Below are 22,112 nucleotides of genomic sequence, written 5' to 3'. Positions count from 1 at the left end.
GATTCTCCCATGCAGCAGGGGGGCGCCCGGCCCCGCCGTGTTCAGACGGGGTTGATGAACGCCATCACGTCGTCGAGATGGCCTTTCTCGAAATCCGACAGGGCGTGGTCGCTGCCTTCGAGCAGCTTGATGTTGCTGTCGGGATAGCGCGCGGACATTTCGTGCCAGTCGAGCGCCTCGTCGCCCTTGGCGATGATCGCGAAGACGCGCTCGGGCCGCGTGAGCTGGCCGACTTCCATCGCGCGCAGCTCGTGGATGTACTCGGGACGGAAGTAGAAGTGCTCGGACGGGTCGTGCCACACGGTCTGGTCGCCGATGTAGCGTGTGAGGTCGCGCGCTGGATGCACCGCGGGGTTGAGCAGCACGGCGCGGCAGCGCGTCATGCCGGCCACGTAGGTGGCGTAGAAGCCGCCGAGCGACGAGCCGACCACCGCCATCGACTTGCGCGGCCAGTGCGCGATGCCTTTCATCACCATGTCGATCGCGTCATGCGGCGACGGCGGCAGTTGGGGGCACCACCAATGCAGATCCGGGTGACGCTGCGCCACCCGCTCGGCCATGATTCGAGCCTTGGTCGAACGGGGCGAAGAGCGAAAGCCGTGCAGGTACAACAGGTGAGTGGTTTGCGGATCCATGCGAGGAAAAAAAGGTGGGTGCCGACGTAGCCCCCCACTTGCGGGAAGCGGGTAATTTTGCATGAGGTCTGTTCTCGCGAGGCCGCTTCCAACGTACAAAAACCCCGCCGAGCGGGGTTCTTAGGTAAAGACACAGCTTACTGTTGCCAGGGTGCTCGGGCATCCTGCATGCGCCCTTGTCGGGTGTTGCCGCATGCAAGGAATTCAAAAGTATTCAGAGCGCAGCCATGGAAGCTCGAATGGTCTACGTTCGGACTACTTCGTCTGCGCAAAGCCTGCCATGTGAGGGTGTGCCATTGCGCTGCGCAGGCCGCTGAAAGCGGCGCAAAGTGTCGTGGCGAGGCTTGCCGCGCGCATCCCATGAACGGGTGAGGCTCGCCGGGATGTGCGGTGTACCGCGCGGCTTATGCTTGCACCCATGAACACCGAGACTCAGCACGACGCCACGCCACGCCGCTGGGGCGTGCTTGTTGTCGAAGACGACAGTCGCGCGCGCGCATTCTTCGAAGCCAGTGTGCAGCGCAGCCCGCGGCTTTACTGGCTCGGCAGCGCCGGCACGGTGCAGGAGGCGCTGGCCTGGCTGGCCCATACGGTCACCATTCCCGATGTGTTGCTGGTCGACCTCGGCATGCCCGACGGCACCGGGCTGGACGTGATCCGCGACGCCGTGACGCGTTTTCCGGGCTGCGAGCCGCTGGTGGTGTCGGTCTTTGGCGACGAGGAGAACGTGCTCGCGAGCATCGAGGCCGGTGCTGTCGGCTACATCCACAAGGACGCCGCGCCGGAGGACATCGCGCAGACCATCGTGGAGATGAAGGCCGGCGCCTCGCCGATCTCGCCCATGATCGCGCGGCGCGTGCTGGCCAAGTACCGCAGCCTGCAGTCGGCCGCCTTGCCTGGCGCATCTGCCGCCGTGGCGGGCGCCGCCCTCGAGGCGCCTTCCGAGGAGTCCGACCGCGGGTTGCTGTCGGCGCGCGAGCACGAGGTGCTCACGCTCATCGCTCGCGGCTTCTCCTATGCGGAAATCGCGCGGCTCAAGGGCCTGAGCGTGCACACGGTGCAGACCCACATCAAGAACCTCTACGGCAAGCTCGCGGTGCACTCCAAGAGCGAGGCGGTGTTCGAAGCGACGCGGCTCGGCCTGCTGTCACACCCGGGCTGAGGCCAGATGCGGCCGAGGCTGGTGTCGCTGCTGGTGCTGTGGCTGGCGCTGCTCGTGGCCGGCTGTTCGGGCGTCGCGACTGCGGCGGAAACGCCCATCGAGTTGCGCCGCGGTACCGTGACCACCGTGGTCGACGGCGTCATCCGCACCGAGCCGGTCGATCTGTCCTACCACTGGGACCGCCAGCACCACGGGCGCCCCGGGTTTGCGCGATTCGACCTGCCGTTCAGGCTCGATGCCGCGCCCCAGACGCCGTGGGGCATCTTCATTCCGCGCGTCGGCAATGTCTTCGAGGTGCAGCTCAACGGGGCGCTGCTGCAGGTCTACGGCGACCCCGAACGCGGCAACGACGCCGACTATGCCAAGGCGCCGATCTATGTGCCCGTGCCCGGGCGGTTGCTCAAGCAGGGCGACAACCTCCTGCAGATCCGCCTGCGTGCCGACACCGCGCGGCGCGGGGGCCTGTCGCGCGTGGTGATCGGCCCGGCGGCGCCGGTGCGAACCGAACTTTTCGAGAGCGCGTATGCGTGGCGCTTCACCGGCTCGGTGCTGCTGACCGCCTTCAGCCTGGTCGTGGGCGGTATCGCGCTGGGGCTGTGGCTCACGCAGGTCGATGCCCAGGGCCATGGCGCGAGCCGGCGCGACGGCATCTACCTGTGGGCAGCGCTGGCCGAGTTCTGCTGGGCGGTGCGCGTGGCCGACGGCGTGATCGCCGAGCCGCCGCTGCCCTGGGGCGTCTGGGGCGTGCTCATGGCGGCCTGTTATGCAGGCTGGACCGCCTCGGCCATGATGTTCTGCTTTCACCTCTCGGGATGGGCCCGCGAGCCGCGCCTGCAATGGCTGCGCTGGCCCTTGTGCGCCCTGGTGGCCGGCACCGTGGCGGCGAGTTCGCTGGCGTTGCGGCGCGAGGAGCCGCTGTGGCTCACCGGCTGGCTCGCCGTGGAGATCGTGTTCGTCGCAGGCTTCGTGGGCGCGTTCCTGGTGGCCACGGTGCGCCGGCCGGGCACCGAGCAGTGGCTGGTGGCCGGCGCGGCGCTGGTGTCGGTGGCGTTCGGCGTGCGCGACTGGCTGGTGATCCGGCTGAGCGACGCCTATGGCGAAACCACGTGGGTGCGCTATTCGTCGGTGTTCTTCGGTGTGGCGCTGCTGCTCATCGTGCTGCGGCGCTTCCATGCCGCAACGGTCCAGACGCGCGGCTGGGTCACCGCGCTGGGCGACCGCGTGGCACAGCGCGAGCGTGAACTGGCGGCCACCTATGCGGAGCTCGAGGCGGTGGCGCGCGACCAGGCGCGCACCCACGAGCGCGAACGCATCCTGCGCGACATGCACGACGGCGTGGGTTCGCACATCAGTTCGGCCATCCGGCAATTGCAGTCGGGCCAGACCAGTTCGGGCGACCTGCTGCGCACGCTGCGCGATTCGCTCGACCAGCTCAAGCTGTCGATCGACTCCATCCACCTGCCCCCGGGCGACGTGGGCGCCCTGCTGGCGGCGGCGCGCTACCGGCTGGAACCCCGGCTGGCGGCGGCGGGCATCGAGCTCGAATGGGCGGTGGACGAGCTGGCGCCGGTGGCGCGGCTCGACGCGCAGGCCATGCGGCAGCTGCAGTTCCTGCTGTTCGAGGCGATCTCGAACGTGCTGCAGCACGCCCAGGCCGGCGTGCTGCGCATCGAGGCCGGCATGCAGGGCGCAACCCTGCTGTTGCGCGTGATCGACAACGGCAAGGGCTTCGACGCAGCGCTCGCGCCGCGGGCGCTGTCGGAGCGCGCGGGGGCCATCGGCGCCCGGCTGGCGGTCGAAAGCCGACCAGGGCGCACGGTCGTTCAACTCACTTTCGATTGAGTCGGCCGGCAGGGCGCGGATAATCCGCCCCCATGTCTGCCGTGTTCAATCAGCCCTCCCTGGCGCGTCGCATCGCGCCCATCTTCCAGGGCTTCGACGGCTTTCTGGCCTTCGCCGTGCTGCTGCTCGCGTTCGCCGGCTTGCTGACCATGTATTCCTCGGGGTACGACCACGGCTCCCGTTTCATCGACCACGGCCGCAACATGCTGCTGGCCGGCTTCATCATGTTCGTGGTGGCGCAGGTGCCGCCGCAGCGCCTGATGGTGGCCGCCGTGCCGCTCTATTCGATGGGCGTGGCGCTGCTGGTGGCGGTGGCGCTGTTCGGCATCACCAAGAAGGGCGCGCAGCGCTGGATCAACCTGGGCGTGGTGATCCAGCCCAGCGAAATCCTGAAGATCGCCATGCCGCTGATGCTGGCGTGGTGGTTCCAGCGTCGCGAAGGCCAGCTGCGCCCGCTCGACTTCGTGGTCGCCACGGTGCTGCTGGCGGTGCCGGTCGGTCTCATCATGAAACAGCCCGACCTGGGCACCTCGCTGCTGGTGCTGGCGGCCGGGATGGCGGTGATCTTCTTTGCCGGGCTGCCCTGGAAGCTGATCGTGCCGCCGGTGGTGCTCGGCGCGGTGGCCGTCGCGCTGATCGTGGGTTTCGAGCCCCAGCTGTGCGCCGATGGCGTCGACTGGCGGGTGCTGCACGACTACCAGAAGCAGCGCGTGTGCACGCTGCTCGACCCGAGCAAGGACCCGCTGGGCAAGGGTTTCCACATCATCCAGGGAATGATCGCCATCGGTTCGGGCGGCGTGGGCGGCAAGGGCTTCATGCAGGGCACGCAGACGCACCTCGAGTTCATTCCCGAGCGCACCACCGACTTCATCTTCGCGGCCTATTCCGAGGAGTTCGGGCTGGTGGGCAACCTGGCGCTGATCGCATCCTTCATCCTGCTGATCTTCCGCGGGCTGACCATCGCGGCCAACGCGACGACGCTGTTCTCGCGCCTGCTGGCGGGCGCCGTGACCATGATCTTCTTCACCTACGCCTTCGTGAACATGGGCATGGTGAGCGGCATCCTGCCGGTGGTGGGCGTGCCGCTGCCATTCATCAGCTACGGCGGCACGGCCATGGTGACGCTGGGGCTCGGGCTGGGCATCCTGATGTCGATAGCCCGGGCGAGGAAGCTGGCGCAAAACTAGCGCTGGCGCGCCGAGTGCCCTTTGGGGCAGCGCGGAGGAGGGTGGCTGCCTAGAATGTCGGAATGATCTCTCGCGAACCCACCATCGAGCGCCTCGCCACGGCGCAACAACTGCTCCTCACGCCGTTCGGACTCGACGAATCGCACCTGAGCAAGGCCCTGGCCGAGATCACCGCCCACAAGGTGGATGACGCCGACCTGTACTTCCAGTACACGCGCAGCGAGGGCTGGAGCCTCGAGGAGGGCATCGTCAAGACCGGCAGCTTCAGCATCGACCAGGGCGTCGGTGTGCGCGCGGTCAGCGGCGAGAAAACCGCCTTCGCCTACTCGGACGACATTTCCGAAGCTTCGCTGCTCGATGCGGCCCGCACGGTGCGCTCCATTTCCTCCGCAGGCCGCACCGGCCGCGTGAAGACACCGCCCCGCAAGATCGCTTCGAGCCGGTCGCTCTACGACGGCGTCGACCCCATCTCCACGCTCGACAGCACGGCCAAGGTCAAGCTGCTCGAAAAGGTCGAAAAACTCGCCCGCTCGCGCGACCCGCGCGTGGCGCAGGTCATGGCCGGCCTGGCGAGCGAGTACGACGTGGTGCTCGTGGCGCGCGCCGACGGCACGCTGGCTGCAGACGTGCGCCCGCTGGTGCGCCTGTCGGTCACCGTTATTGCCGAGCAGAACGGCCGCCGCGAAGTCGGCTCGGGCGGTGGCGGCGGGCGTTTCGGCCTGGCCTATTTCACCGACGAGCAGATCGCCGAGTACGTCGACCATGCCGTCAAGGCGGCCCTGACCAACCTCGACGCCCGCCCGGCTCCGGCCGGCGAAATGACCGTGGTGCTCGGCTCCGGCTGGCCCGGCATCCTGCTGCACGAGGCCATCGGCCACGGGCTGGAGGGCGATTTCAACCGCAAGGGTTCGAGCGCTTTCTCGGGCCGCATCGGCCAGCGCGTGGCGGCCAAGGGCGTCACCGTGCTCGACGACGGCACCATCGCCGACCGCCGCGGCTCGCTCAACGTCGACGACGAGGGCAATGCCAGCCAGCGCAACGTGCTCATCGAAGACGGCATCCTGAAGGGCTACATCCAGGACTCGATGAACGCGCGCCTCATGAAGGTCAAGCCCACCGGCAACGGCCGCCGCGAGAGCTATGCGCACGTGCCGATGCCGCGCATGACCAACACCTACATGCTCGGCGGCGACAAGGACCCCAAGGAAATCGTCGCCAGCATCAAGAAGGGCCTGTACGCCACCAACTTCGGCGGCGGGCAGGTCGACATCACCAGCGGCAAGTTCGTGTTCTCGGCCAGCGAAGCGTATTGGGTGGAGAACGGCAAGATCCAGTATCCGGTGAAGGGCGCGACCATCGTGGGCAACGGCCCCGACGCACTGACCCGCGTGACCATGATCGGCGACGACATGGCGCTCGATTCGGGCGTGGGCACCTGCGGCAAGGAAGGCCAGAGCGTGCCCGTGGGCGTGGGCCAGCCCACCCTGCGCATCGATGGTTTGACCGTGGGCGGCACGGCCTGAGGGATTGTTAAGGCTTGTTAAGCTGCGCTCCGTCGTTTTTCAAACAAGGAGCGTATCGATGAGGATCAGGATCAATTCGCCCGCGGCTCTGCTGGCCGCGACTGCCGTCGTGGCACTGGCGGGTGCGGGTTGCGCATCGCGCGGCGGTTCCGCTGGCAGCCAGACCGCCGCGGCGCCCGCAGTCACGCCCACGGCGCCGGCGCGTGGCGGCGCCAAGGCCGGCATGGACGCCCAGGGCAACGTGGTCGACTCGTCGAAGGTCGAGGCCGGCAGCGGCCGCACCGTCAAGGGCCTGAACGGCTACGAAGGCGAGATCACCGGCAACCCGGCGCGCAACAGCAAGTTCACGCGGCTGCAGATCGGCATGAGCGCCAAGCAGGTCACCGACCTTGCCGGCCAGCCGACCGACCAGGGCGCCTACGTGACCGGCAAGGCCTTCATTCCGTTCTATTTCGGCAGCGACCGCCATCGCTTCGAGATGACGTACAAGGGCCAGGGCCGTCTCATCTTCGCGGGCGGCGGCATGGGCGACTACTCCGCCGGCAACCTGATCTGGATCATCCACAACCCCAACGAATCGGGTTACCGATAAGAACAACGAACGCCCGGCCCCTGTGCCGGGTTTTCTTTTTCCGTGCTACATTCCGCCCACATGTCCGCCCTCCGCGCTTATTTCTTTGCCTACTTTTGGTTCCCGGTTTCCGGCGGACGAGAGGCGAGCGCGTAAAGCACACGAACACCCTCCCAGAACCGCCGGTGGCCTCAAGCCCCCGGCGGTTTTTTTATGCCCTGACGATATTCACTCCAACAAGGAAGCACCCATGAGCACGAACACTGCCCCCGCCAGCGACAGCTGGTATGCGAGCGTCGAGAAAACCAGCAAGACCGACGACGAACGCATCAAGGACATCAACGTGCTCCCCCCTCCTGAACATCTGATCCGCTTCTTCCCGATTCGCGGCACGCCCGTCGAGACGCTGATCGAAGGCACGCGCCGCAGCATCCACAACATCATGGCGGGCAAGGACGATCGGCTGCTGGTGATCATGGGGCCGTGCTCCATCCACGACCCGGCCGCGGCGCTCGAATACGCCCGCCGCCTGAAGGTCGAGCGCGAGAAGTACGCCGGCACTCTGGAAATCGTGATGCGCGTGTACTTCGAGAAGCCGCGCACCACCGTCGGATGGAAGGGGCTCATCAACGACCCGTACCTCGACGAGAGCTTCCGCATCGACGAAGGCCTGCGCATTGCGCGCCAGTTGCTGATCGACATCAACCGTCTGGGCCTTCCGGCGGGCAGCGAGTTCCTCGACGTGATCTCGCCGCAGTACATCGGCGACCTGATCGCCTGGGGCGCCATCGGCGCGCGCACCACCGAAAGCCAGGTGCACCGCGAGCTGGCGTCGGGCCTGTCGGCCCCCATCGGCTTCAAGAACGGCACGGACGGCAATATCCGCATTGCCACCGACGCCATCCAGGCGGCGGCGCGCGGGCATCACTTCCTGTCGGTGCACAAGAACGGCCAGGTCGCGATCGTGCAGACCAACGGCAACCCCGACTGCCATGTGATCCTGCGCGGCGGCAAGGCGCCCAACTACGACGCCGCCAGCGTCGAGACCGCCTGCAAGGACCTCGAAGCCGCCAAGCTGCCGCCTACGCTGATGGTCGACTGCAGCCACGCCAACAGTTCCAAGCAGCACCACAAGCAGATCGAGGTGGCCACGGACATCGCCGCGCAGATCGCCAGCGGCTCGAAGCGCGTGTTCGGTGTCATGGTCGAAAGCCATCTGCAGGCCGGTGCCCAGAAGTTCACGCCGGGCAAGGACCAGCTGTCGGGCCTCGAGTACGGCAAGAGCATCACCGATGCATGCATCGGCTGGGACGATTCTGTGAAGGTGCTCGACACGCTGTCGCAAGCCGTCAAGCGGCGCCGGGGCTGACCGGCGCCGAGGCAGGCTTCTAAAGCATTCCGGCCAGGTCGGGCCAGTGGTGCCGCATCGACGCAGCCTCGTCGCTGTCGGGCGGCACCAGGGAGAAATCGGCGAAGTCGAAGCCCGGCCCGACCATGCAGGCGACCAGCGTGTAGTCGCCTGCGGTGTGGCCCTGGATCGGCTGGGCGGCCTGCCATTGGCCGGCGGGCACCACGTGCTGGGGCCGGTTGCCATGGACGTCGACCCGGCCCAGCCGCACATGGGCCGGCGCGGTGCGCATTGCGGCGTCGCAGGTCCACAGCGCCAGCGGCACGCCTTCCAGATGGACCCAGACTTCGTCGGACAGCACCCGGTGCCAGCGCGAATGCTGGCCCGCTTCGAGCAGGAAGTAGATGCTGGTCAGCGCGCTGCGCGTTGCGCGGCCATCGGTGGGCGCGACGCTCGCGGCCGAACGGAACACTTCGCTGTACCAGCCGCCCTCGGGATGGGGCTGCAACTTCAGGGTGTCGATCAGCTCGCGTGCGCGTGGGACGGGCATGGCGCTCATGATGCCGCCGTCGCGCGCAGCGCCGCAAGCAGTTTGTCGTGCACACCGCCGAAGCCGCCGTTGCTCATGCAGACCATGTGATCGCCCGGCCGCGCCGCGGCCACGATCTGCCGCACCAGCGGCTCGATGGCACCGGCCGCCTGCGCCCGATCGCCCATCGGCGCGAGCGCTGCGGCGGCATCCCAGTCGAGCCCGGCCGTGTGGCAGAACGACAGGTCGGCCGATTCCAGGCTCCAGGGCAGTTGCGCGGCCATGACGCCCAGCTTCATCGTGTTGCTGCGCGGCTCGAAGGCCGCGAGGATGCGCTCACTTTTCTTGCCGGCTGCATCCAGCTTGCTGCGCAGCCCGTCGAGCGTGGTGCGGATGGCGGTCGGGTGGTGGGCGAAGTCGTCGTACACCGTGATCGCACCGCCTGTGCGCTCGACCGTGCCGCGCAGCTCCATGCGGCGTCGCACGTTGCGGAAGCTGCCCAGCGCCCGAGCCGCCTCGGCTGGCGCCACGCCGACATGCTCGGCCGCGGCGATGGCCGCCAATGCATTCATCTGGTTGTGCAGGCCAGAGAGTTCCCATTCGACCCGGCCGACCGCCTCGCCGCGCCGAAGCACGTCGAAGGCATCGTGCGTGCCGCGCGCCTGCCACTGCGTATTCGCTCCGCCGGCACCGAAGCGCGCCAGTTCGCTCCAGCAGCCCTGCGCCAGCACGCGCTGCAGGCTGTCTTCGGTCGCGTTCACCACCAGCCGCCCGGTGCTCGGCACCGTGCGCACGAGGTGATGAAACTGGCGTTCGATGGCGGCAAGGTCGTCGAAGATGTCGGCGTGATCGAACTCGAGGTTGTTCAGCACGGCAGTGCGAGGCCGGTAATGCACGAACTTGCTGCGTTTGTCGAAGAAGGCAGTGTCGTACTCGTCCGCCTCGATGACGAAGGCCGGGCCGTCGCCCAGCCGGGCCGACACCCCGAAGTCGAGCGGCACGCCGCCCACCAGGAACCCCGGCGCCTTGCCGCCTTGTTCCAGGGCCCAGGCCAGCATCGAGGTGGTCGTCGTCTTGCCGTGCGTGCCGGCCACCGCCAGCACGTGGCGACCGAACAGCACATGCTCTGCGAGCCACTGCGGTCCGCTGGTGTAGGGCTTGCCCGCGTCCAGGATGGCCTCCATCAGCGGGAACTTGGGGCTGCCGTCGGGCAGGCGCGCGCGGGACACCACGTTGCCGACCACGAACATGTCGGGTGAAAGGGAGAGCTGGTCTGCGCCGAAGCCCTCGATCAGGTCGATGCCAAGGGCGCGCAGCTGGTCGCTCATGGGCGGGTACACGCCGGCGTCGCAGCCCGTGACCCGGTGGCCCGCCTCGCGCGCCAAGGCGGCCACACCGCCCATGAACGTGCCGCAGATACCCAGAATATGAATGTGCATCGGTCGATTCTAGGGAGGCGACCTGCGCGCCCCGCGTGGCCCCCTCGCGTTTGTCCCGTGCTTCGTACTGATGTTGATGTGGAGGATGTCTTCAGCAGGCAAAATGCCCCGATGGACACGTCCAAGCGTGAAATTGCCGCCACTGCAGCCCGCCTCGTCGTCGAGGAGGGACTGGAATACGGTCCGGCCAAGCGCCGGGCACTGCGTGATCTGGGGCTGTCGGCGCGCACGGCGCTGCCGAACAACGACGAAGTCGAGGCCGAGGTGCGCGAGTACATCGAGCTGTTCTGTGCCGACACCCAGCCGCAGGAACTGCATGCATTGCGCTTGCTGGCGCTCGAATGGATGGAGCGCATGGCGGTGTTTCGCCCTCATGTGGGCGGCGCGGTATGGCACGGTACCGCCACCCGTCTGTCAGACATTTATATTCAATTGTTCTGCGATGATTCCAAGTCGGCCGAAATCGCCCTGATCGATCACCATGTGGACTATGAGCCGCGCATGGTGACCGGCTTCCATGGCGAGCAGGTCGAGGCCTTGAGCGTGCACGCCCCAAGCCGTGCGCTCGGCGAGGAAATCGGCGTGCACCTGCTGGTCTACGACTTCGATGACCTGCGCGGGGCCCTGAAGCCCGATGCCCAGGGACGCGCGCCACGCGGCGACCTGCCCGCATTGCGTCGACTGATTGAACAAGAAAAGGACCAGTGAATGACTTCTTCGCCTACCCGTCGCGGCATGCTCTATGCCGGCGTGGCGGCAGCGGCTGCGGCCGCCGGGCTCGGTGGCGCCTGGTGGAAGGAACGTGGCAGCGGCGCGGGCGGTGAGATGCTCGATGCGACTTTCTGGGCGCAGAGCTTCGAGCGTCCCGAAGGTGGCGACCTCGTGATGTCGAGCCTGCGCGGCAAGCCCTTGCTGCTCAACTTCTGGGCCACCTGGTGCCCGCCCTGCATCGAAGAAATGCCGATGATCGATGCCTTTTTCCGTGAACATGGCGTTAACGGTTGGCAAGTGGTCGGATTGGCTATCGATCAGCCCAGCGCCGTGCGCAAGTTCCTGCAGCGCACGCCCGTCACCTACCCGACTGGATTGGCGGGCCTGCAGGGAACTGAGTTGGTCAAGAATCTGGGCAACACGGGCGGTGGGTTGCCCTTCACGCTGGTCCTCAATGGAGGCGGCTCGGTGGCGGCCCGTAAAATGGGCAAGCTCGAACCCTCCGACCTGGACACCTGGCGGCGTGAACTTGTTCATGGTTAGAATCAGCCCCCTTCCCCTGGCGTTAGACGCCGAACGCCGAAAATCAACGATTTTCGAACAAGTTATATCCTGAAGACCGGCCAAGCCGGCAATGGAGTCCCATGGACCTGCGCAAACTCAAGACACTGATCGACCTGGTGTCCGAATCGAATATTTCCGAACTGGAAATCACTGAGACCGAAGGCAAAGTCCGCATCGTCAAGGGCGGCGGCGCCGCACCGGTGCAATATGTGCAAACCCTGTCGGCGCCTCAGGCCGCTGCCGCCCCGGCTGCAGCCGGCGTGGCCGCAGCACCCGCTGCCGAAGCTGCACCTGCCGCACCGGCCGGTCATGCCGTGAAGTCGCCGATGGTCGGCACCTTCTACCGCTCGTCGAGCCCGGGCGCCGCGGCGTTCGTGGAGGTCGGCAGCAAGGTGAACGAGGGCGACACGATCTGCATCATCGAGGCGATGAAGATCCTCAACGAAATCGAGGCCGACAAGTCGGGCACGATCACCCAGATCCTCGGCGAAAACGGGCAGGCGGTCGAATACGGCCAGCCGCTGTTCATCATCGAGTGACCATGTTCAAGAAGATCCTGGTTGCAAACCGGGGGGAAATTGCCCTCCGGATCCAGCGCGCCTGCAGCGAGCTCGGCATCAAGGCCGTGATGGTGTATTCCGAGGCCGACCGCGACGCCAAGTACATCAAGCTCGCCGAAGAGGCCGTGTGCATCGGCCCGGCCCCGTCGGCGCTGAGCTACCTCAACATGCCGGCGATCATTTCGGCGGCCGAAGTGACGGATGCCGAGGCCATCCACCCGGGCTACGGCTTCCTGAGCGAGAACGCGAACTTCGCCGAACGCGTGGAGCAGAGCGGTTTCCAGTTCATCGGCCCCACGCCCGACAACATTCGCACGATGGGCGACAAGGTGTCGGCCAAGCAGGCCATGATCAAGGCCGGCGTGCCTTGCGTGCCGGGCTCGGAAGGTGAGCTCTCGGACGATGCGGCCACCAACAAGCGCATTGCGCGTGCGATCGGCTACCCGGTCATCATCAAGGCGGCAGGCGGCGGCGGTGGCCGCGGCATGCGTGTGGTGCACACCGAGGCGGCACTGGTCAACGCGATCCAGATGACCAAGGCGGAAGCCGGTGCGGCCTTCAGCAATCCGGCCGTGTACATGGAGAAATATCTCCAGAACCCGCGCCACATCGAGATCCAGATCCTCGCGGACAAGCACAAGAACGCGGTCTACCTGGGCGAGCGCGACTGCTCCATGCAGCGCCGCCACCAGAAGGTGATCGAGGAATCGCCCGCACCTGGCATTCCGCGCAAGCTGATCGAGAAGATCGGCGAGCGCTGCGCGGCCGCCTGCAAGAAGATCGGCTACCGCGGCGCCGGCACCTTCGAGTTCCTCTACGAAAACGGCGAGTTCTACTTCATCGAGATGAACACGCGCGTGCAGGTGGAGCATCCGGTGACGGAGTTCACCACGGGCATCGACATCGTCAAGACGCAGATCATGGTCGCGGCCGGCGAAAAGCTGCCGTTCACGCAGCGCCAGATCCAGATGCGCGGCCATGCCATCGAGGTGCGCATCAACGCCGAGGACGCCTGGAAGTTCACGCCGTCGCCGGGCCGCATCACCATGTGGCATCCCCCGGGCGGCCCGGGTGTGCGCGTCGATTCGCATGCGTACACCAACTACTTCGTGCCGCCGAACTACGACTCGATGATCGGCAAGATCATCGTCTACGGCGACACGCGCGAGCAGGCCATGGCCCGCATGCGCACGGCGCTGAACGAGACCGTGATCGAAGGCATCCAGACCAACATCCCGCTGCACCGCGAGCTGATGGTCGATTCCAAGTTCATGACCGGCGGCACCAACATCCACTACCTCGAAGAGTGGCTGGCGGCGCACAAGCGCTGACCCGGGACGCCGCGATGTTTGAACTCCGCCTGATGGCGCCGGAAGACCGGGTCGAAACGCTCAGCGATGCGCTCGACGCCCTCGACGCGCTGAGCGTGTCGGTGGAAGACGCCGATGCGCAGACCGACGCCGAGCAGGCGCTGTTCGGCGAGCCGGGCATGCCGCCGCCCAAGGAGGGCTGGCAGCGCTCGCGCGTGATCGCGCTGTTCTCCGATGAAGCGCTCGCGAAGGAGGCTGCATCGGTGCTCGCGCTGCAGGACTTCTTCGAAGGCTGCGAGGTGCTGGGCATTGCGTCGGTGCCCGAGCAGGACTGGGTGCGGCTCACGCAATCGCAGTTCGCGCCGGTCGAGATCACGCCCGAGTTCTGGATCGTGCCCACGTGGCACGAGCCGCCGGCGCAGGCGAAGCAGGTGATCCGGCTCGACCCGGGCCTGGCCTTCGGCACCGGCACGCATCCCACCACGCGCATGTGCCTGCGCTGGATCGCGACACAGGGCGCGCTCGGCAACCAGCGCGTGCTCGACTACGGCTGCGGCTCCGGCATCCTCGCGATCGGCGCGGCCAAGTTCGGCGCCACCGATATCGACGCTGTCGACATCGACGAAGCCGCGGTTTCCTCGACCGTGCTCAACGCCGAGGCCAACGCGGTGCAATTGAAGGCCGGGCTGCCCGAAGCCGCCAAGGGCGCTTACGACACCGTGCTCGCCAACATCCTCGCCACGCCCCTCAAGGTGCTTGCACCGCTGCTGCGCAGCCATGTAAAAGCCGGCGGATCGCTGGTGCTGGCCGGCATCCTCGCGCGCCAGGCCGACGAGCTGAAGGAAGCGTACGCGCCTTACGCCGCGCTCGAAGTCAGCGACACCGAGGACGGCTGGATCCTCATGACTGCGCGCTGCTGAGTTGTCGATGGCGCGCGCGGCCGGCGGTTCGCGCCGCGTCGCATCCCTCACGCGGCGAGGGCCCAACCCTACAATCGCCCGGTCATGAGCCTCGTCACGCGCTGCCCCGCCTGCACCACCACCTTCAAGGTGGTGCGCGACCAGCTTCGCATCTCCGACGGGTGGGTGCGTTGCGGCCGATGCAGCCACGTGTTCGACGCCACGCTCGACCTGCACGAGGCACCCGACGGTGCGCTGCCGCCGGCGCAGGGTGGCTACATGCCCGGGTTGGTCGACCCTTCGGGTGAGCCCAAGGCCCAGGTGTCGGTGACACCTGAGATCACGCCGCCATCGCCGCCCGGGCCCACAGTGCCCGTGCCGCAGTCGGAGGACGCGGACTTCTTCGACGAAGAACTCGAACTGCCGCCGCGCGCAGAGCCGGCGCCCCCGGCGCCTGTGCCCGCTCCCGAGCCCGTCGAACCCGCTAAGCCTCCCGTTTTCTCCCTGACATTGCCCGACCACGGCATCGCTGCGGACGAGCCCTGGTCCGACCTCGATGTCACCGAGCCCGCGTGGAAGCCGCCGCCGAGCACGTTGCCGCCGTTCCCGAACATCGACCTCAACCTCGCGTCGCCGCCACCTGCGGCACGCCCGCCTGCGCCGCCGCTGCCGGTTGCGTCTCGCATCAAGGTGCGCTCCCTCATCGAGCGCGCGAGCGACGACGGGGAAGGGGAGCGCGAGCAACAGGAAAAAGACCACGACCAGGTGCAGATGCAGAAGGCGCTGCGCCGCGCCCGCACCAAGTCGGCCAAGATCGCGGACGCCAAGGCACGCGACGAGCGCGCAGCCGCCAAGGCCGCCGGGACCACCGAAGGGTCGGTGGTGCAGGTGGCGAGCGAGCCCGACTATTCGCTGTCCTCGGCTTTCGAGCTGCCGGTGGGGCACCCCCTTGCCGACGAGGACGAGCTCGCCGACACCTCGCCGGGCTTCTGGCACCGCAAGGGCGTGCGCATGGTCCTGGTCGTGCTGGCGGTGCTTGCCGTGCTGCTGCTTGCCGCACAGGTGCTGCGCCACAACCGCGACGGTATCGCCGCGCGCCAGCCCAACCTGCGCCCCGCGCTCGCCATGCTGTGCCAATACACCGACTGCGAACTTGCGGCCCTGCGCCAGATCGGCGACATCGTGATCGAAGGCGCGGCCTTCGCGCGCGAGAAGACCGGCGCCAGCGACTACCGGCTGAGCTTCACCCTGCGCAACGGCGCCACCGTGCCGCTCGCCATGCCGGCCGTCGAGCTCTCGCTGCTCGACACGCAGGAGCGTGCCGTGGTGCGCCGCGTGCTCATGCCCGCTGACTACGGCGCACCGGCGGTGCTGCAGGCGCGCACCGACCGCGCGGCCTCGCTGCCCCTGAGCCTTTCGGCCTCGGAGGCCGCGGCGTTGCCGCCCATCGCGGGGTACCGCGTCGAAGCCTTCTATCCCTGAACGGGTGCTTTCACGCATCCCGTTCTCGTCCTTCATTCTTCTACCTTCAACCAACGGTTCAACCATGGCAGCAGTGATTTGCGGTTCTCTCGCGTTCGACACCATCATGACTTTCGAGGGCCGGTTCGCCGACCAGATCCTGCCGGACCAGCTGCACATCCTCAATGTGTCGTTCCTGGTGCCGACGCTGCGGCGTGACTTCGGTGGCTGCGCCGGCAACATCGCGTACAGCCTCAACGCGCTGGGCGGCACGGCGCTGCCCATGGCCACGCTCGGCAACGATGGTGCCGCGTACCTGGAGCGCATGCGCACGCTGGGCATCGACACCGAGTTCGTGCGCCAGCTCGACGACACCTACACCGCGCAGGCGATGATCATGAGCGACGTCGACAACAACCAGATCACCGCCTTCCATCCGGGCGCGATGCAGCAGGCGCACATCACCAAGGTGGCCGCGCGCGACGACATCAAGCTGGGCATCATCGCGCCCGACGGCCGTGACGCGATGCTGCAGCATGCCGAGCAGTTCGCCGCGGCGGACATCCCCTTCGTGTTCGATCCGGGCCAGGGCCTGCCGATGTTCGACGGCGAGGCGCTGCGCCACTTCGTCGAGCTTGCGAGCTGGGTGGTGGTGAACGACTACGAAGGCAAGATGCTCTCGCAGCGCACCGGCTGGAGCCTGGCCGAGATCTCGCAGCGCGTGCGCGGCCTGGTGGTCACGCTGGCGGGCGAGGGCTGCGAGGTGTGGGTCGGCGGCGAGCGCGAGCATGTGCCCGGCGTGGTGGCGACCGAGGTGGTCGAGCCCACGGGCTGCGGCGACGCATGGCGCGGCGCGCTGCTGTTCGGTCTGGAAAAGGGCTGGTCGCTGGCGCAGTGCGCGGCGTTGGGCAACAAGGTCGGCGCGATCAAGATCGCGCAACGTGGCCCGCAGAACTACGAGATCGACCGCAAGGCCCTGGGCCTCTGAGCGTCTTCTTCCCGCGCCGGCTCGCCGGCTTGTGCTCGTTCATCGAGCGCTCATGAAAAAAGCCCGACACCGTGAGGTGCCGGGCTTTGCGCCTTCAAGGCTGCTGAGAAAACTCAGGGCTTGCTGGCCGTGGGGAACGGCCAGGCTGCCTGAGGGTTCAGCGTCGTTTGCGCCGCAGGAGCGGGCGCTACGGCAGCTGCCTTGGCAGGCGCTGCTGCCTTGGGAGCCTTCTTTGCAGCAGGCTTCTTGGCAGCAGCGGCAGGCTTGGCGGCAGCGGGCTTTTTCGCGGCTTTCTTGGCCGCAGCCTTTTTCGCAGGCGCCTTCTTGGCAGCAGCTTTCTTCGCCGGCGCCTTCTTGGCGGCGGCCTTCTTCGCCGGAGCCTTCTTGGCAGCGGCCTTCTTGGCCGGTGCTGCCTTCTTGGCGGCTACCTTCTTCGCAGGTGCCTTCTTGGCGGCGGCCTTCTTGGCCGGTGCTGCCTTCTTGGCGGCTACCTTCTTTGCCGGCGCTGCCTTCTTGGCGGCTACCTTCTTGGCAGCGACCTTCTTTGCCGGTGCTGCCTTCTTGGCGGCTACCTTCTTGGCCGGAGCCTTCTTAGCAGCCACGACCTTCTTTGCCGGAGCCTTCTTTGCAGCGACCTTCTTGGCCGGCGCTTTCTTTGCAGTTGCCATTTCTATTTCTCCTTGATCAAGTTGAAAAAAATCAACCTATTGAAGCACTCCACGCACGTTGGGTAGCGTGAAGTGATTCATGGCGTTGGAATCTGAGCTCCAGCACCATGAACACCTGAGCCCTCATCCATGCCGCGCTCTTTGGCGCAGTCGGTGGCAAGGGCAATTCTTGAATTCACTAATTCTTGTCGAAAGATTCAATCCCACGAGAGCGCGCCGCCCGATTGGTACTCGATCACGCGCGTCTCGAAAAAGTTGCGTTCCTTCTTCAGGTCAATCATTTCGCTCATCCAGGGGAACGGGTTTTCCTCGTTCGGGAAGAGCGTTTCGAGGCCGATCTGCTGTGCACGCCGATTGGCGATGTAGCGCAGGTAGCCCTTGAACATGGAGGCGTTCATGCCGAGAACGCCACGCGGCATCGTGTCTTCGGCGTATTTGTACTCGAGTTCGACGGCCTTCATGAAGAGGTCCTTGATCTCGGCCTTGAACTCCGGGGTCCAGAGGCCGGGGTTCTCGAGCTTGAGCTGGTTGATCAGGTCGATGCCGAAGTTGCAGTGCATCGACTCGTCGCGCAGGATGTACTGGTACTGCTCGGCGGCGCCGGTCATCTTGTTCTGGCGGCCCAGCGCCAGGATCTGCGTGAAGCCGACGTAGAAGAACAGGCCTTCCATCAAGCAGGCGAACACGATGAGCGACTTGAGCAGCGTCTGGTCGGTTTCGTGCGTGCCGGTCTTGAAGTGCGGGTCGCTGATGGCGTCGATGAACGGGAGCAGGAACTGGTCCTTCTCGCGGATCGACTGCACTTCGTTGTAGGCGTTGAAGATCTCGCTCTCGTCCAGGCCGAGCGACTCGACGATGTACTGGTACGCGTGCGTGTGGATCGCTTCCTCGAACGCCTGGCGCAGCAGGAACTGGCGGCATTCGGGGGCCGTGATGTGGCGGTAGGTGCCCAGCACGATGTTGTTCGCGGCCAGCGAGTCGGCGGTCACGAAGAAGCCGAGGTTGCGCTTGACGATGCGGCGTTCGTCTTCGGTCAGGCCGTTCGGGTCTTTCCACAACGCGATGTCGCGCGTCATGTTCACTTCCTGCGGCATCCAGTGGTTGGCGCAGGTGGCGAGGTATTTTTCCCAGGCCCACTTGTACTTGAACGGCACCAGCTGGTTGACGTCGGTCTGGCCGTTGATGATGCGCTTGTCGGAAGCCTTGACGCGTTGGGCGACGGCGGGTGTTGCTGCGGCTGCGGGAGCAACCGAACGCAGCGGCGCGGCGCCGTCATCGAACGTGCCGACGGTGCGAAGAGCAGGTTGTGCAATCGACGAAGTCGGAGCATCCAACGAACGACCTGCGGGCGAACCGACGGTCGATGCGTTGTGGTGCTGCAATCCTTGTTGCATATCCTTTGATAAGGAGGGCTTGACTTCTTCGTCCCAGGTCAACATAGAAAAATCCAATGCTCAAATTATCGGAGTAACGATGTGAGTTGCAAAGTGCTCGTTCACATCGCACGCCATTTATGTGGTTGTTATGTTGCTCGCATGCATCGCGCGATGTCAGTCAATGCCGTCATTGAGTGAACGTCGAGTGTCTTTCGCATGCACCTCGCTGAATCGCTGAAGCGCCGCGCGCGCATTTCGAATGCATCGCGCGGCGCTTCACTTGCACATCACTGGCAGGCTTCGCAGGTCGGATCGTCCACACCGCAGAACGCGATGTCGGTGGCGGGCATCGCGCTCATCCGTGCCTTCGCGGCAGCCGCGGCGGCTTCGAGTGCGCTCATGCCCGAGGGTGCGTCGTTGCCCGACGACACCGCGTTGAGACGGCCCGATTGCACCGTCGATTTTTCAGCGTGCGTCGCGCTCTGCGTGCGCAGGTAGTACGTGGTCTTCAGGCCGCGCAGCCATGCGAGCTTGTACGTGTCGTCGAGCTTCTTGCCCGATGCGCCGGCCATGTAGATGTTCAGCGACTGCGCCTGGTCGATCCACTTCTGGCGACGCGAGGCGGCTTCGACCAGCCAGGTGGTTTCCACTTCGAACGCGGTGGCGTAGAGCGCCTTCACGTCTTGCGGCACGCGGTCGATCGGACGCAGCGAGCCGTCGAAGTGCTTCAGGTCCATGACCATCACGTCGTCCCACAGGCCCAGGCGCTTCAGGTCGCGCACCAGGTAGTGGTTGATCACCGTGAACTCGCCCGACAGGTTCGACTTGACCGACAGGTTGCCGAAGCAGGGTTCGATCGAGGCGTCCACGCCGATGATGTTCGAGATGGTCGCCGTCGGTGCGATGGCCACGCAGTTGGAGTTGCGCATGCCCTGCGCCTTGATCTTCTGGCGCAGCGCGTCCCAGTCCAGCGTGGACGAGCGGTCGACCTCGACGTAGCCGCCGCGCGCCTTCTCGAGCAGGTCGAGCGTGTCGATCGGCAGGATGCCCTTGTCCCACAGCGAGCCCTTGTAGCTCGAGTACTTGCCGCGTTCGCGCGCCAGGTCGGCCGATGCCGAGTACGCGTGGTAGCAGATGGCTTCCATCGACTCGTCGGCGAACTGCACGGCTTCCTGCGAAGCGTACGGAATGCGCAGCTCGTACAGCGCGTCCTGGAAGCCCATCAGGCCCAGGCCGACCGGACGGTGGCGCAGGTTCGAGTCGCGCGCCTTCTTCACGGCGTAGTAGTTGATGTCGATCACGTTGTCGAGCATGCGCATCGCTGTGGAGATCGTCTTCTTCAGCTTTTCCTGGTCGACCTTGCCGTCCTTCAGATGCTGCAGCAGGTTCACCGAACCCAGGTTGCACACGGCGGTTTCGGTGTCGCTGGTGTTCAGCGTGATCTCGGTGCACAGGTTCGACGAATGAACCACGCCGGCGTGCTGCTGCGGCGAGCGCACGTTGCAGGCGTCCTTGAACGTGATCCAGGGGTGGCCGGTCTCGAACAGCATCGTGAGCATCTTGCGCCACAGGTCCGAAGCCTGGATGGTGCGCGCGGGCTTGATCTCGCCGCGGGCAGCCTTCTCTTCGTAGGCGACGTACGCCTTTTCGAAGTCGGCGCCGAACAGGTCATGCAGGTCGGGCACGTTGGAGGGCGAGAACAGCGTCCAGGTGCCCTTTTCCATCACGCGGCGCATGAACAGGTCGGGGATCCAGTTGGCGGTGTTCATGTCGTGCGTGCGGCGGCGGTCGTCGCCGGTGTTCTTGCGCAGCTCCAGGAACTCCTCGATGTCGAGGTGCCAGGTTTCCAGGTACGTGCAGACGGCGCCCTTGCGCTTGCCGCCCTGGTTCACGGCCACGGCCGTGTCGTTCACCACCTTCAGGAACGGCACCACGCCCTGCGATTCGCCGTTGGTGCCCTTGATGTGGCTGCCCAGCGCGCGCACGCGGGTCCAGTCGTTGCCCAGGCCGCCCGCGAACTTCGAGAGCAGCGCGTTTTCCTTGATCGACTCGTAGATGCCGTCCAGGTCGTCGGGCACGGTGGTCAGGTAGCAGCTGGAGAGCTGCGAGCGCAGCGTGCCGGCGTTGAACAGGGTGGGCGTGCTCGACATGAAGTCGAACGACGACAGCACTTCGTAGAACTCGATGGCGCGCGCTTCGCGGTCGATCTCGTTCAGCGACAGGCCCATGGCCACGCGCATGAAGAAGGCTTGCGGCAGCTCGATGCGCGACTTGCGCACGTGCAGGAAGTAGCGGTCGTACAGCGTCTGCAGGCCGAGGTAGTCGAACTGGTTGTCGCGCTCGGCCTTCAGGGCGGCGCCCAGGCGGGGCAGGTCGTACTGCAGCAGCTTTTCGTCGAGCAGCTCGTTGTCCACGCCCTTCTTGATGAACTGCGGAAAGTAGTCGGCGTAGGCGGTGGCGCGGTCGACCGGCATCACTTCGCGGCCGATGATCTCCTTGAAGATCGTGTGCAGCAGCAGGCGCGCGGTGGCGAAGGTGTAGTCGGGGTCCTTCTCGATCAGCGTGCGGGCCGCCAGGATGGAAGCCTTGTAGACCTCGTCGAGCGGCACGCCGTCGTACAGGTTGCGCATCGTCTCGGCGACGATCGGCGCGGCGGTGATGCTGTCGCCCAGGTTTTCGCAGGCGGATTCGATCAGGCCCTTGAGCTGGTTCAGGTCGAGCTCGACGCGCTCGCCGTTGTCCAGCACGTGAAGCGCCTGCTGGGCCGGCATTTCATGCTCGCCCTGCTTGGAACGCTCCTGCGTGCGGCGTTCGCGGTACAGCACGTAGGCACGCGCGATTTCGTGGTGGCCGCCGCGCATCAGGCCGAGCTCGACCTGGTCCTGCACGTCCTCGATATGGAAGGTGCCGCCGCCCGGACGCGAACGCACCATGGCGCGAATGACGGCCTGGGTGAGCGTGTCGACCGTTTCGCGCACGCTGGCCGAAGCCGCGCCCTGGGTGCCGTGCACGGCCAGGAAGGCTTTCATCATCGCGATGGCGATCTTGTTCGGCTCGAAGGGCACGACCGCGCCGTTGCGGCGAATGATCTGGTAGTGGGCGAGGTTCTGGCCGGTGTGCGAGCCCGCGGTGTCGCGTTGCTGCTGTGGCGGCGTCGAGGGAACGGCGCGCGGGGTCGATTGGGGGTTCAGGGCTGTTTGCATTCGCTTCCTCTCGGTTGGCAATTCTTGTTGGTCGGCGATGCCTGGGTCGGCGTCGCGCCGGTGTGGATGACCGGACGGAGGACACTATATCTGGGGTGTCGGCACCCTACAAGCCACTACAGGTAGTGTTTTCCTT

Annotated in this window: 19 protein-coding genes; 13 read left to right on the top strand and 6 right to left on the bottom strand. The window is 66.2% G+C overall.

Going from position 1 to position 22,112, the window contains the following annotated elements; translation table 11 throughout:
• Positions 1 to 41: 41 nt before the first annotated feature.
• Positions 42 to 635: a YqiA/YcfP family alpha/beta fold hydrolase gene (locus tag ACSFBM_RS21675; protein ID WP_435441265.1), complete on the bottom strand. Its 594-nt coding sequence runs from the start codon at positions 633 to 635 to the stop codon at positions 42 to 44.
• A gap of 406 nt (positions 636 to 1,041) precedes the next feature.
• Between ACSFBM_RS21675 and ACSFBM_RS21670 the strand changes: the two genes are divergently transcribed.
• From ACSFBM_RS21670 to ACSFBM_RS21645, 6 genes are all read left to right on the top strand, one after another.
• A complete protein-coding gene (locus ACSFBM_RS21670) occupies positions 1,042 to 1,797 on the top strand; it encodes a response regulator (RefSeq protein WP_435486215.1) in 756 nt (251 codons plus the stop codon).
• A 6-nt stretch (positions 1,798 to 1,803) separates the two neighbouring features.
• Positions 1,804 to 3,639, top strand: coding sequence for a sensor histidine kinase (locus ACSFBM_RS21665; protein ID WP_435486214.1), 1,836 nt, complete (start codon positions 1,804 to 1,806; stop codon positions 3,637 to 3,639).
• A 32-nt stretch (positions 3,640 to 3,671) separates the two neighbouring features.
• On the top strand, positions 3,672 to 4,826 hold the full coding sequence (gene rodA / locus ACSFBM_RS21660) for a rod shape-determining protein RodA (RefSeq protein WP_435441268.1): 1,155 nt from the start codon (positions 3,672 to 3,674) through the stop codon (positions 4,824 to 4,826).
• A 62-nt stretch (positions 4,827 to 4,888) separates the two neighbouring features.
• Positions 4,889 to 6,349 carry a metalloprotease TldD gene (gene tldD / locus ACSFBM_RS21655; protein WP_435441269.1) on the top strand — a complete coding sequence of 487 codons (1,461 nt, stop codon included), beginning with the start codon at positions 4,889 to 4,891 and terminating at the stop codon, positions 6,347 to 6,349.
• 58 nt (positions 6,350 to 6,407) lie between these two features.
• Positions 6,408 to 6,941: a hypothetical protein gene (locus ACSFBM_RS21650; protein WP_435486213.1), complete on the top strand. Its 534-nt coding sequence runs from the start codon at positions 6,408 to 6,410 to the stop codon at positions 6,939 to 6,941.
• Between the two features lie 229 nt (positions 6,942 to 7,170).
• Positions 7,171 to 8,289, top strand: a complete 1,119-nt coding sequence (locus ACSFBM_RS21645) for a 3-deoxy-7-phosphoheptulonate synthase (RefSeq protein WP_435486212.1) — start codon at positions 7,171 to 7,173, stop codon at positions 8,287 to 8,289.
• 19 nt (positions 8,290 to 8,308) lie between these two features.
• Here ACSFBM_RS21645 and ACSFBM_RS21640 read toward each other — a convergent pair whose 3' ends face one another.
• Together ACSFBM_RS21640 and mpl are read right to left on the bottom strand one after the other, a co-directional pair.
• The gene (locus tag ACSFBM_RS21640) at positions 8,309 to 8,818 is read right to left on the bottom strand and encodes a cupin domain-containing protein (protein ID WP_435486457.1); all 510 of its coding nucleotides are present in this window, start codon (positions 8,816 to 8,818) and stop codon (positions 8,309 to 8,311) included.
• A 5-nt stretch (positions 8,819 to 8,823) separates the two neighbouring features.
• Positions 8,824 to 10,236, bottom strand: a complete 1,413-nt coding sequence (mpl, locus tag ACSFBM_RS21635) for a UDP-N-acetylmuramate:L-alanyl-gamma-D-glutamyl-meso-diaminopimelate ligase (RefSeq protein WP_435486211.1) — start codon at positions 10,234 to 10,236, stop codon at positions 8,824 to 8,826.
• Between the two features lie 111 nt (positions 10,237 to 10,347).
• Here mpl and ACSFBM_RS21630 point away from each other — a divergent pair, with 111 nt between their 5' ends.
• The 7 genes from ACSFBM_RS21630 to ACSFBM_RS21600 all read left to right on the top strand — a co-directional run bounded on the left by ACSFBM_RS21630 (position 10,348) and on the right by ACSFBM_RS21600 (position 16,729).
• The gene (locus ACSFBM_RS21630) at positions 10,348 to 10,944 is read left to right on the top strand and encodes a hypothetical protein (protein ID WP_435441273.1); all 597 of its coding nucleotides are present in this window, start codon (positions 10,348 to 10,350) and stop codon (positions 10,942 to 10,944) included.
• Positions 10,945 to 11,490, top strand: a complete 546-nt coding sequence (locus ACSFBM_RS21625) for a TlpA family protein disulfide reductase (RefSeq protein ID WP_435486210.1) — start codon at positions 10,945 to 10,947, stop codon at positions 11,488 to 11,490.
• A gap of 101 nt (positions 11,491 to 11,591) precedes the next feature.
• The gene (gene accB / locus ACSFBM_RS21620; protein ID WP_435486209.1) at positions 11,592 to 12,050 is read left to right on the top strand and encodes an acetyl-CoA carboxylase biotin carboxyl carrier protein; all 459 of its coding nucleotides are present in this window, start codon (positions 11,592 to 11,594) and stop codon (positions 12,048 to 12,050) included.
• A gap of 2 nt (positions 12,051 to 12,052) precedes the next feature.
• Positions 12,053 to 13,402, top strand: coding sequence for an acetyl-CoA carboxylase biotin carboxylase subunit (gene accC / locus ACSFBM_RS21615; RefSeq protein WP_435441276.1), 1,350 nt, complete (start codon positions 12,053 to 12,055; stop codon positions 13,400 to 13,402).
• 14 nt (positions 13,403 to 13,416) lie between these two features.
• Complete coding sequence (prmA, locus tag ACSFBM_RS21610) at positions 13,417 to 14,301, top strand: 50S ribosomal protein L11 methyltransferase (RefSeq protein WP_435486208.1); 885 nt, start codon at positions 13,417 to 13,419, stop codon at positions 14,299 to 14,301.
• Positions 14,302 to 14,385: 84 nt separating this feature from the next.
• Positions 14,386 to 15,762, top strand: a complete 1,377-nt coding sequence (locus tag ACSFBM_RS21605) for a zinc-ribbon and DUF3426 domain-containing protein (protein WP_435486207.1) — start codon at positions 14,386 to 14,388, stop codon at positions 15,760 to 15,762.
• A gap of 64 nt (positions 15,763 to 15,826) precedes the next feature.
• Positions 15,827 to 16,729, top strand: a complete 903-nt coding sequence (locus ACSFBM_RS21600; RefSeq protein WP_435486206.1) for a carbohydrate kinase family protein — start codon at positions 15,827 to 15,829, stop codon at positions 16,727 to 16,729.
• Positions 16,730 to 16,842: 113 nt separating this feature from the next.
• Here the strand turns inward: ACSFBM_RS21600 and ACSFBM_RS21595 are convergent, their stop codons facing one another.
• The 3 genes from ACSFBM_RS21595 to ACSFBM_RS21585 all read right to left on the bottom strand — a co-directional run bounded on the left by ACSFBM_RS21595 (position 16,843) and on the right by ACSFBM_RS21585 (position 21,976).
• On the bottom strand, positions 16,843 to 17,397 hold the full coding sequence (locus ACSFBM_RS21595; RefSeq protein WP_435441280.1) for a histone H1-like DNA-binding protein: 555 nt from the start codon (positions 17,395 to 17,397) through the stop codon (positions 16,843 to 16,845).
• Between the two features lie 197 nt (positions 17,398 to 17,594).
• The gene (locus ACSFBM_RS21590; protein ID WP_435486205.1) at positions 17,595 to 18,836 is read right to left on the bottom strand and encodes a ribonucleotide-diphosphate reductase subunit beta; all 1,242 of its coding nucleotides are present in this window, start codon (positions 18,834 to 18,836) and stop codon (positions 17,595 to 17,597) included.
• Between the two features lie 224 nt (positions 18,837 to 19,060).
• Positions 19,061 to 21,976: a ribonucleoside-diphosphate reductase subunit alpha gene (locus ACSFBM_RS21585; RefSeq protein WP_435486204.1), complete on the bottom strand. Its 2,916-nt coding sequence runs from the start codon at positions 21,974 to 21,976 to the stop codon at positions 19,061 to 19,063.
• Between the last annotated feature and the right edge of the window lie 136 nt (positions 21,977 to 22,112).

This window comes from Variovorax pasteuri (assembly GCF_051216435.1).
In the GTDB taxonomy this organism is placed as follows: Bacteria; Pseudomonadota; Gammaproteobacteria; order Burkholderiales; family Burkholderiaceae_C; genus Variovorax.
Note: the sequence above shows the minus strand (reverse complement) of the source record. Positions and strands in the feature narration are given on the sequence as shown.

Excerpts from the sequence above, each read along its gene's own strand:
- ACSFBM_RS21665 (WP_435486214.1), top strand. The coding sequence starts at position 1,804 with ATGCGGCCGAGGCTGGTGTCGCTGCTGGTGCTGTGGCTGGCGCTGCTC.
- ACSFBM_RS21670 (WP_435486215.1), top strand. The coding sequence starts at position 1,042 with ATGCTTGCACCCATGAACACCGAGACTCAGCACGACGCCACGCCACGC.
- accB (WP_435486209.1), top strand. The coding sequence starts at position 11,592 with ATGGACCTGCGCAAACTCAAGACACTGATCGACCTGGTGTCCGAATCG.
- mpl (WP_435486211.1), bottom strand. The coding sequence starts at position 10,236 with ATGCACATTCATATTCTGGGTATCTGCGGCACGTTCATGGGCGGTGTG.
- ACSFBM_RS21590 (WP_435486205.1), bottom strand. The coding sequence starts at position 18,836 with ATGTTGACCTGGGACGAAGAAGTCAAGCCCTCCTTATCAAAGGATATG.
- ACSFBM_RS21675 (WP_435441265.1), bottom strand. The coding sequence starts at position 635 with ATGGATCCGCAAACCACTCACCTGTTGTACCTGCACGGCTTTCGCTCT.
- ACSFBM_RS21645 (WP_435486212.1), top strand. The coding sequence starts at position 7,171 with ATGAGCACGAACACTGCCCCCGCCAGCGACAGCTGGTATGCGAGCGTC.
- ACSFBM_RS21625 (WP_435486210.1), top strand. The coding sequence starts at position 10,945 with ATGACTTCTTCGCCTACCCGTCGCGGCATGCTCTATGCCGGCGTGGCG.
- ACSFBM_RS21585 (WP_435486204.1), bottom strand. The coding sequence starts at position 21,976 with ATGCAAACAGCCCTGAACCCCCAATCGACCCCGCGCGCCGTTCCCTCG.
- tldD (WP_435441269.1), top strand. The coding sequence starts at position 4,889 with ATGATCTCTCGCGAACCCACCATCGAGCGCCTCGCCACGGCGCAACAA.
- rodA (WP_435441268.1), top strand. The coding sequence starts at position 3,672 with ATGTCTGCCGTGTTCAATCAGCCCTCCCTGGCGCGTCGCATCGCGCCC.
- ACSFBM_RS21650 (WP_435486213.1), top strand. The coding sequence starts at position 6,408 with ATGAGGATCAGGATCAATTCGCCCGCGGCTCTGCTGGCCGCGACTGCC.
- ACSFBM_RS21605 (WP_435486207.1), top strand. The coding sequence starts at position 14,386 with ATGAGCCTCGTCACGCGCTGCCCCGCCTGCACCACCACCTTCAAGGTG.
- ACSFBM_RS21595 (WP_435441280.1), bottom strand. The coding sequence starts at position 17,397 with ATGGCAACTGCAAAGAAAGCGCCGGCCAAGAAGGTCGCTGCAAAGAAG.
- prmA (WP_435486208.1), top strand. The coding sequence starts at position 13,417 with ATGTTTGAACTCCGCCTGATGGCGCCGGAAGACCGGGTCGAAACGCTC.
- ACSFBM_RS21630 (WP_435441273.1), top strand. The coding sequence starts at position 10,348 with ATGGACACGTCCAAGCGTGAAATTGCCGCCACTGCAGCCCGCCTCGTC.
- ACSFBM_RS21600 (WP_435486206.1), top strand. The coding sequence starts at position 15,827 with ATGGCAGCAGTGATTTGCGGTTCTCTCGCGTTCGACACCATCATGACT.
- ACSFBM_RS21640 (WP_435486457.1), bottom strand. The coding sequence starts at position 8,818 with ATGCCCGTCCCACGCGCACGCGAGCTGATCGACACCCTGAAGTTGCAG.
- accC (WP_435441276.1), top strand. The coding sequence starts at position 12,053 with ATGTTCAAGAAGATCCTGGTTGCAAACCGGGGGGAAATTGCCCTCCGG.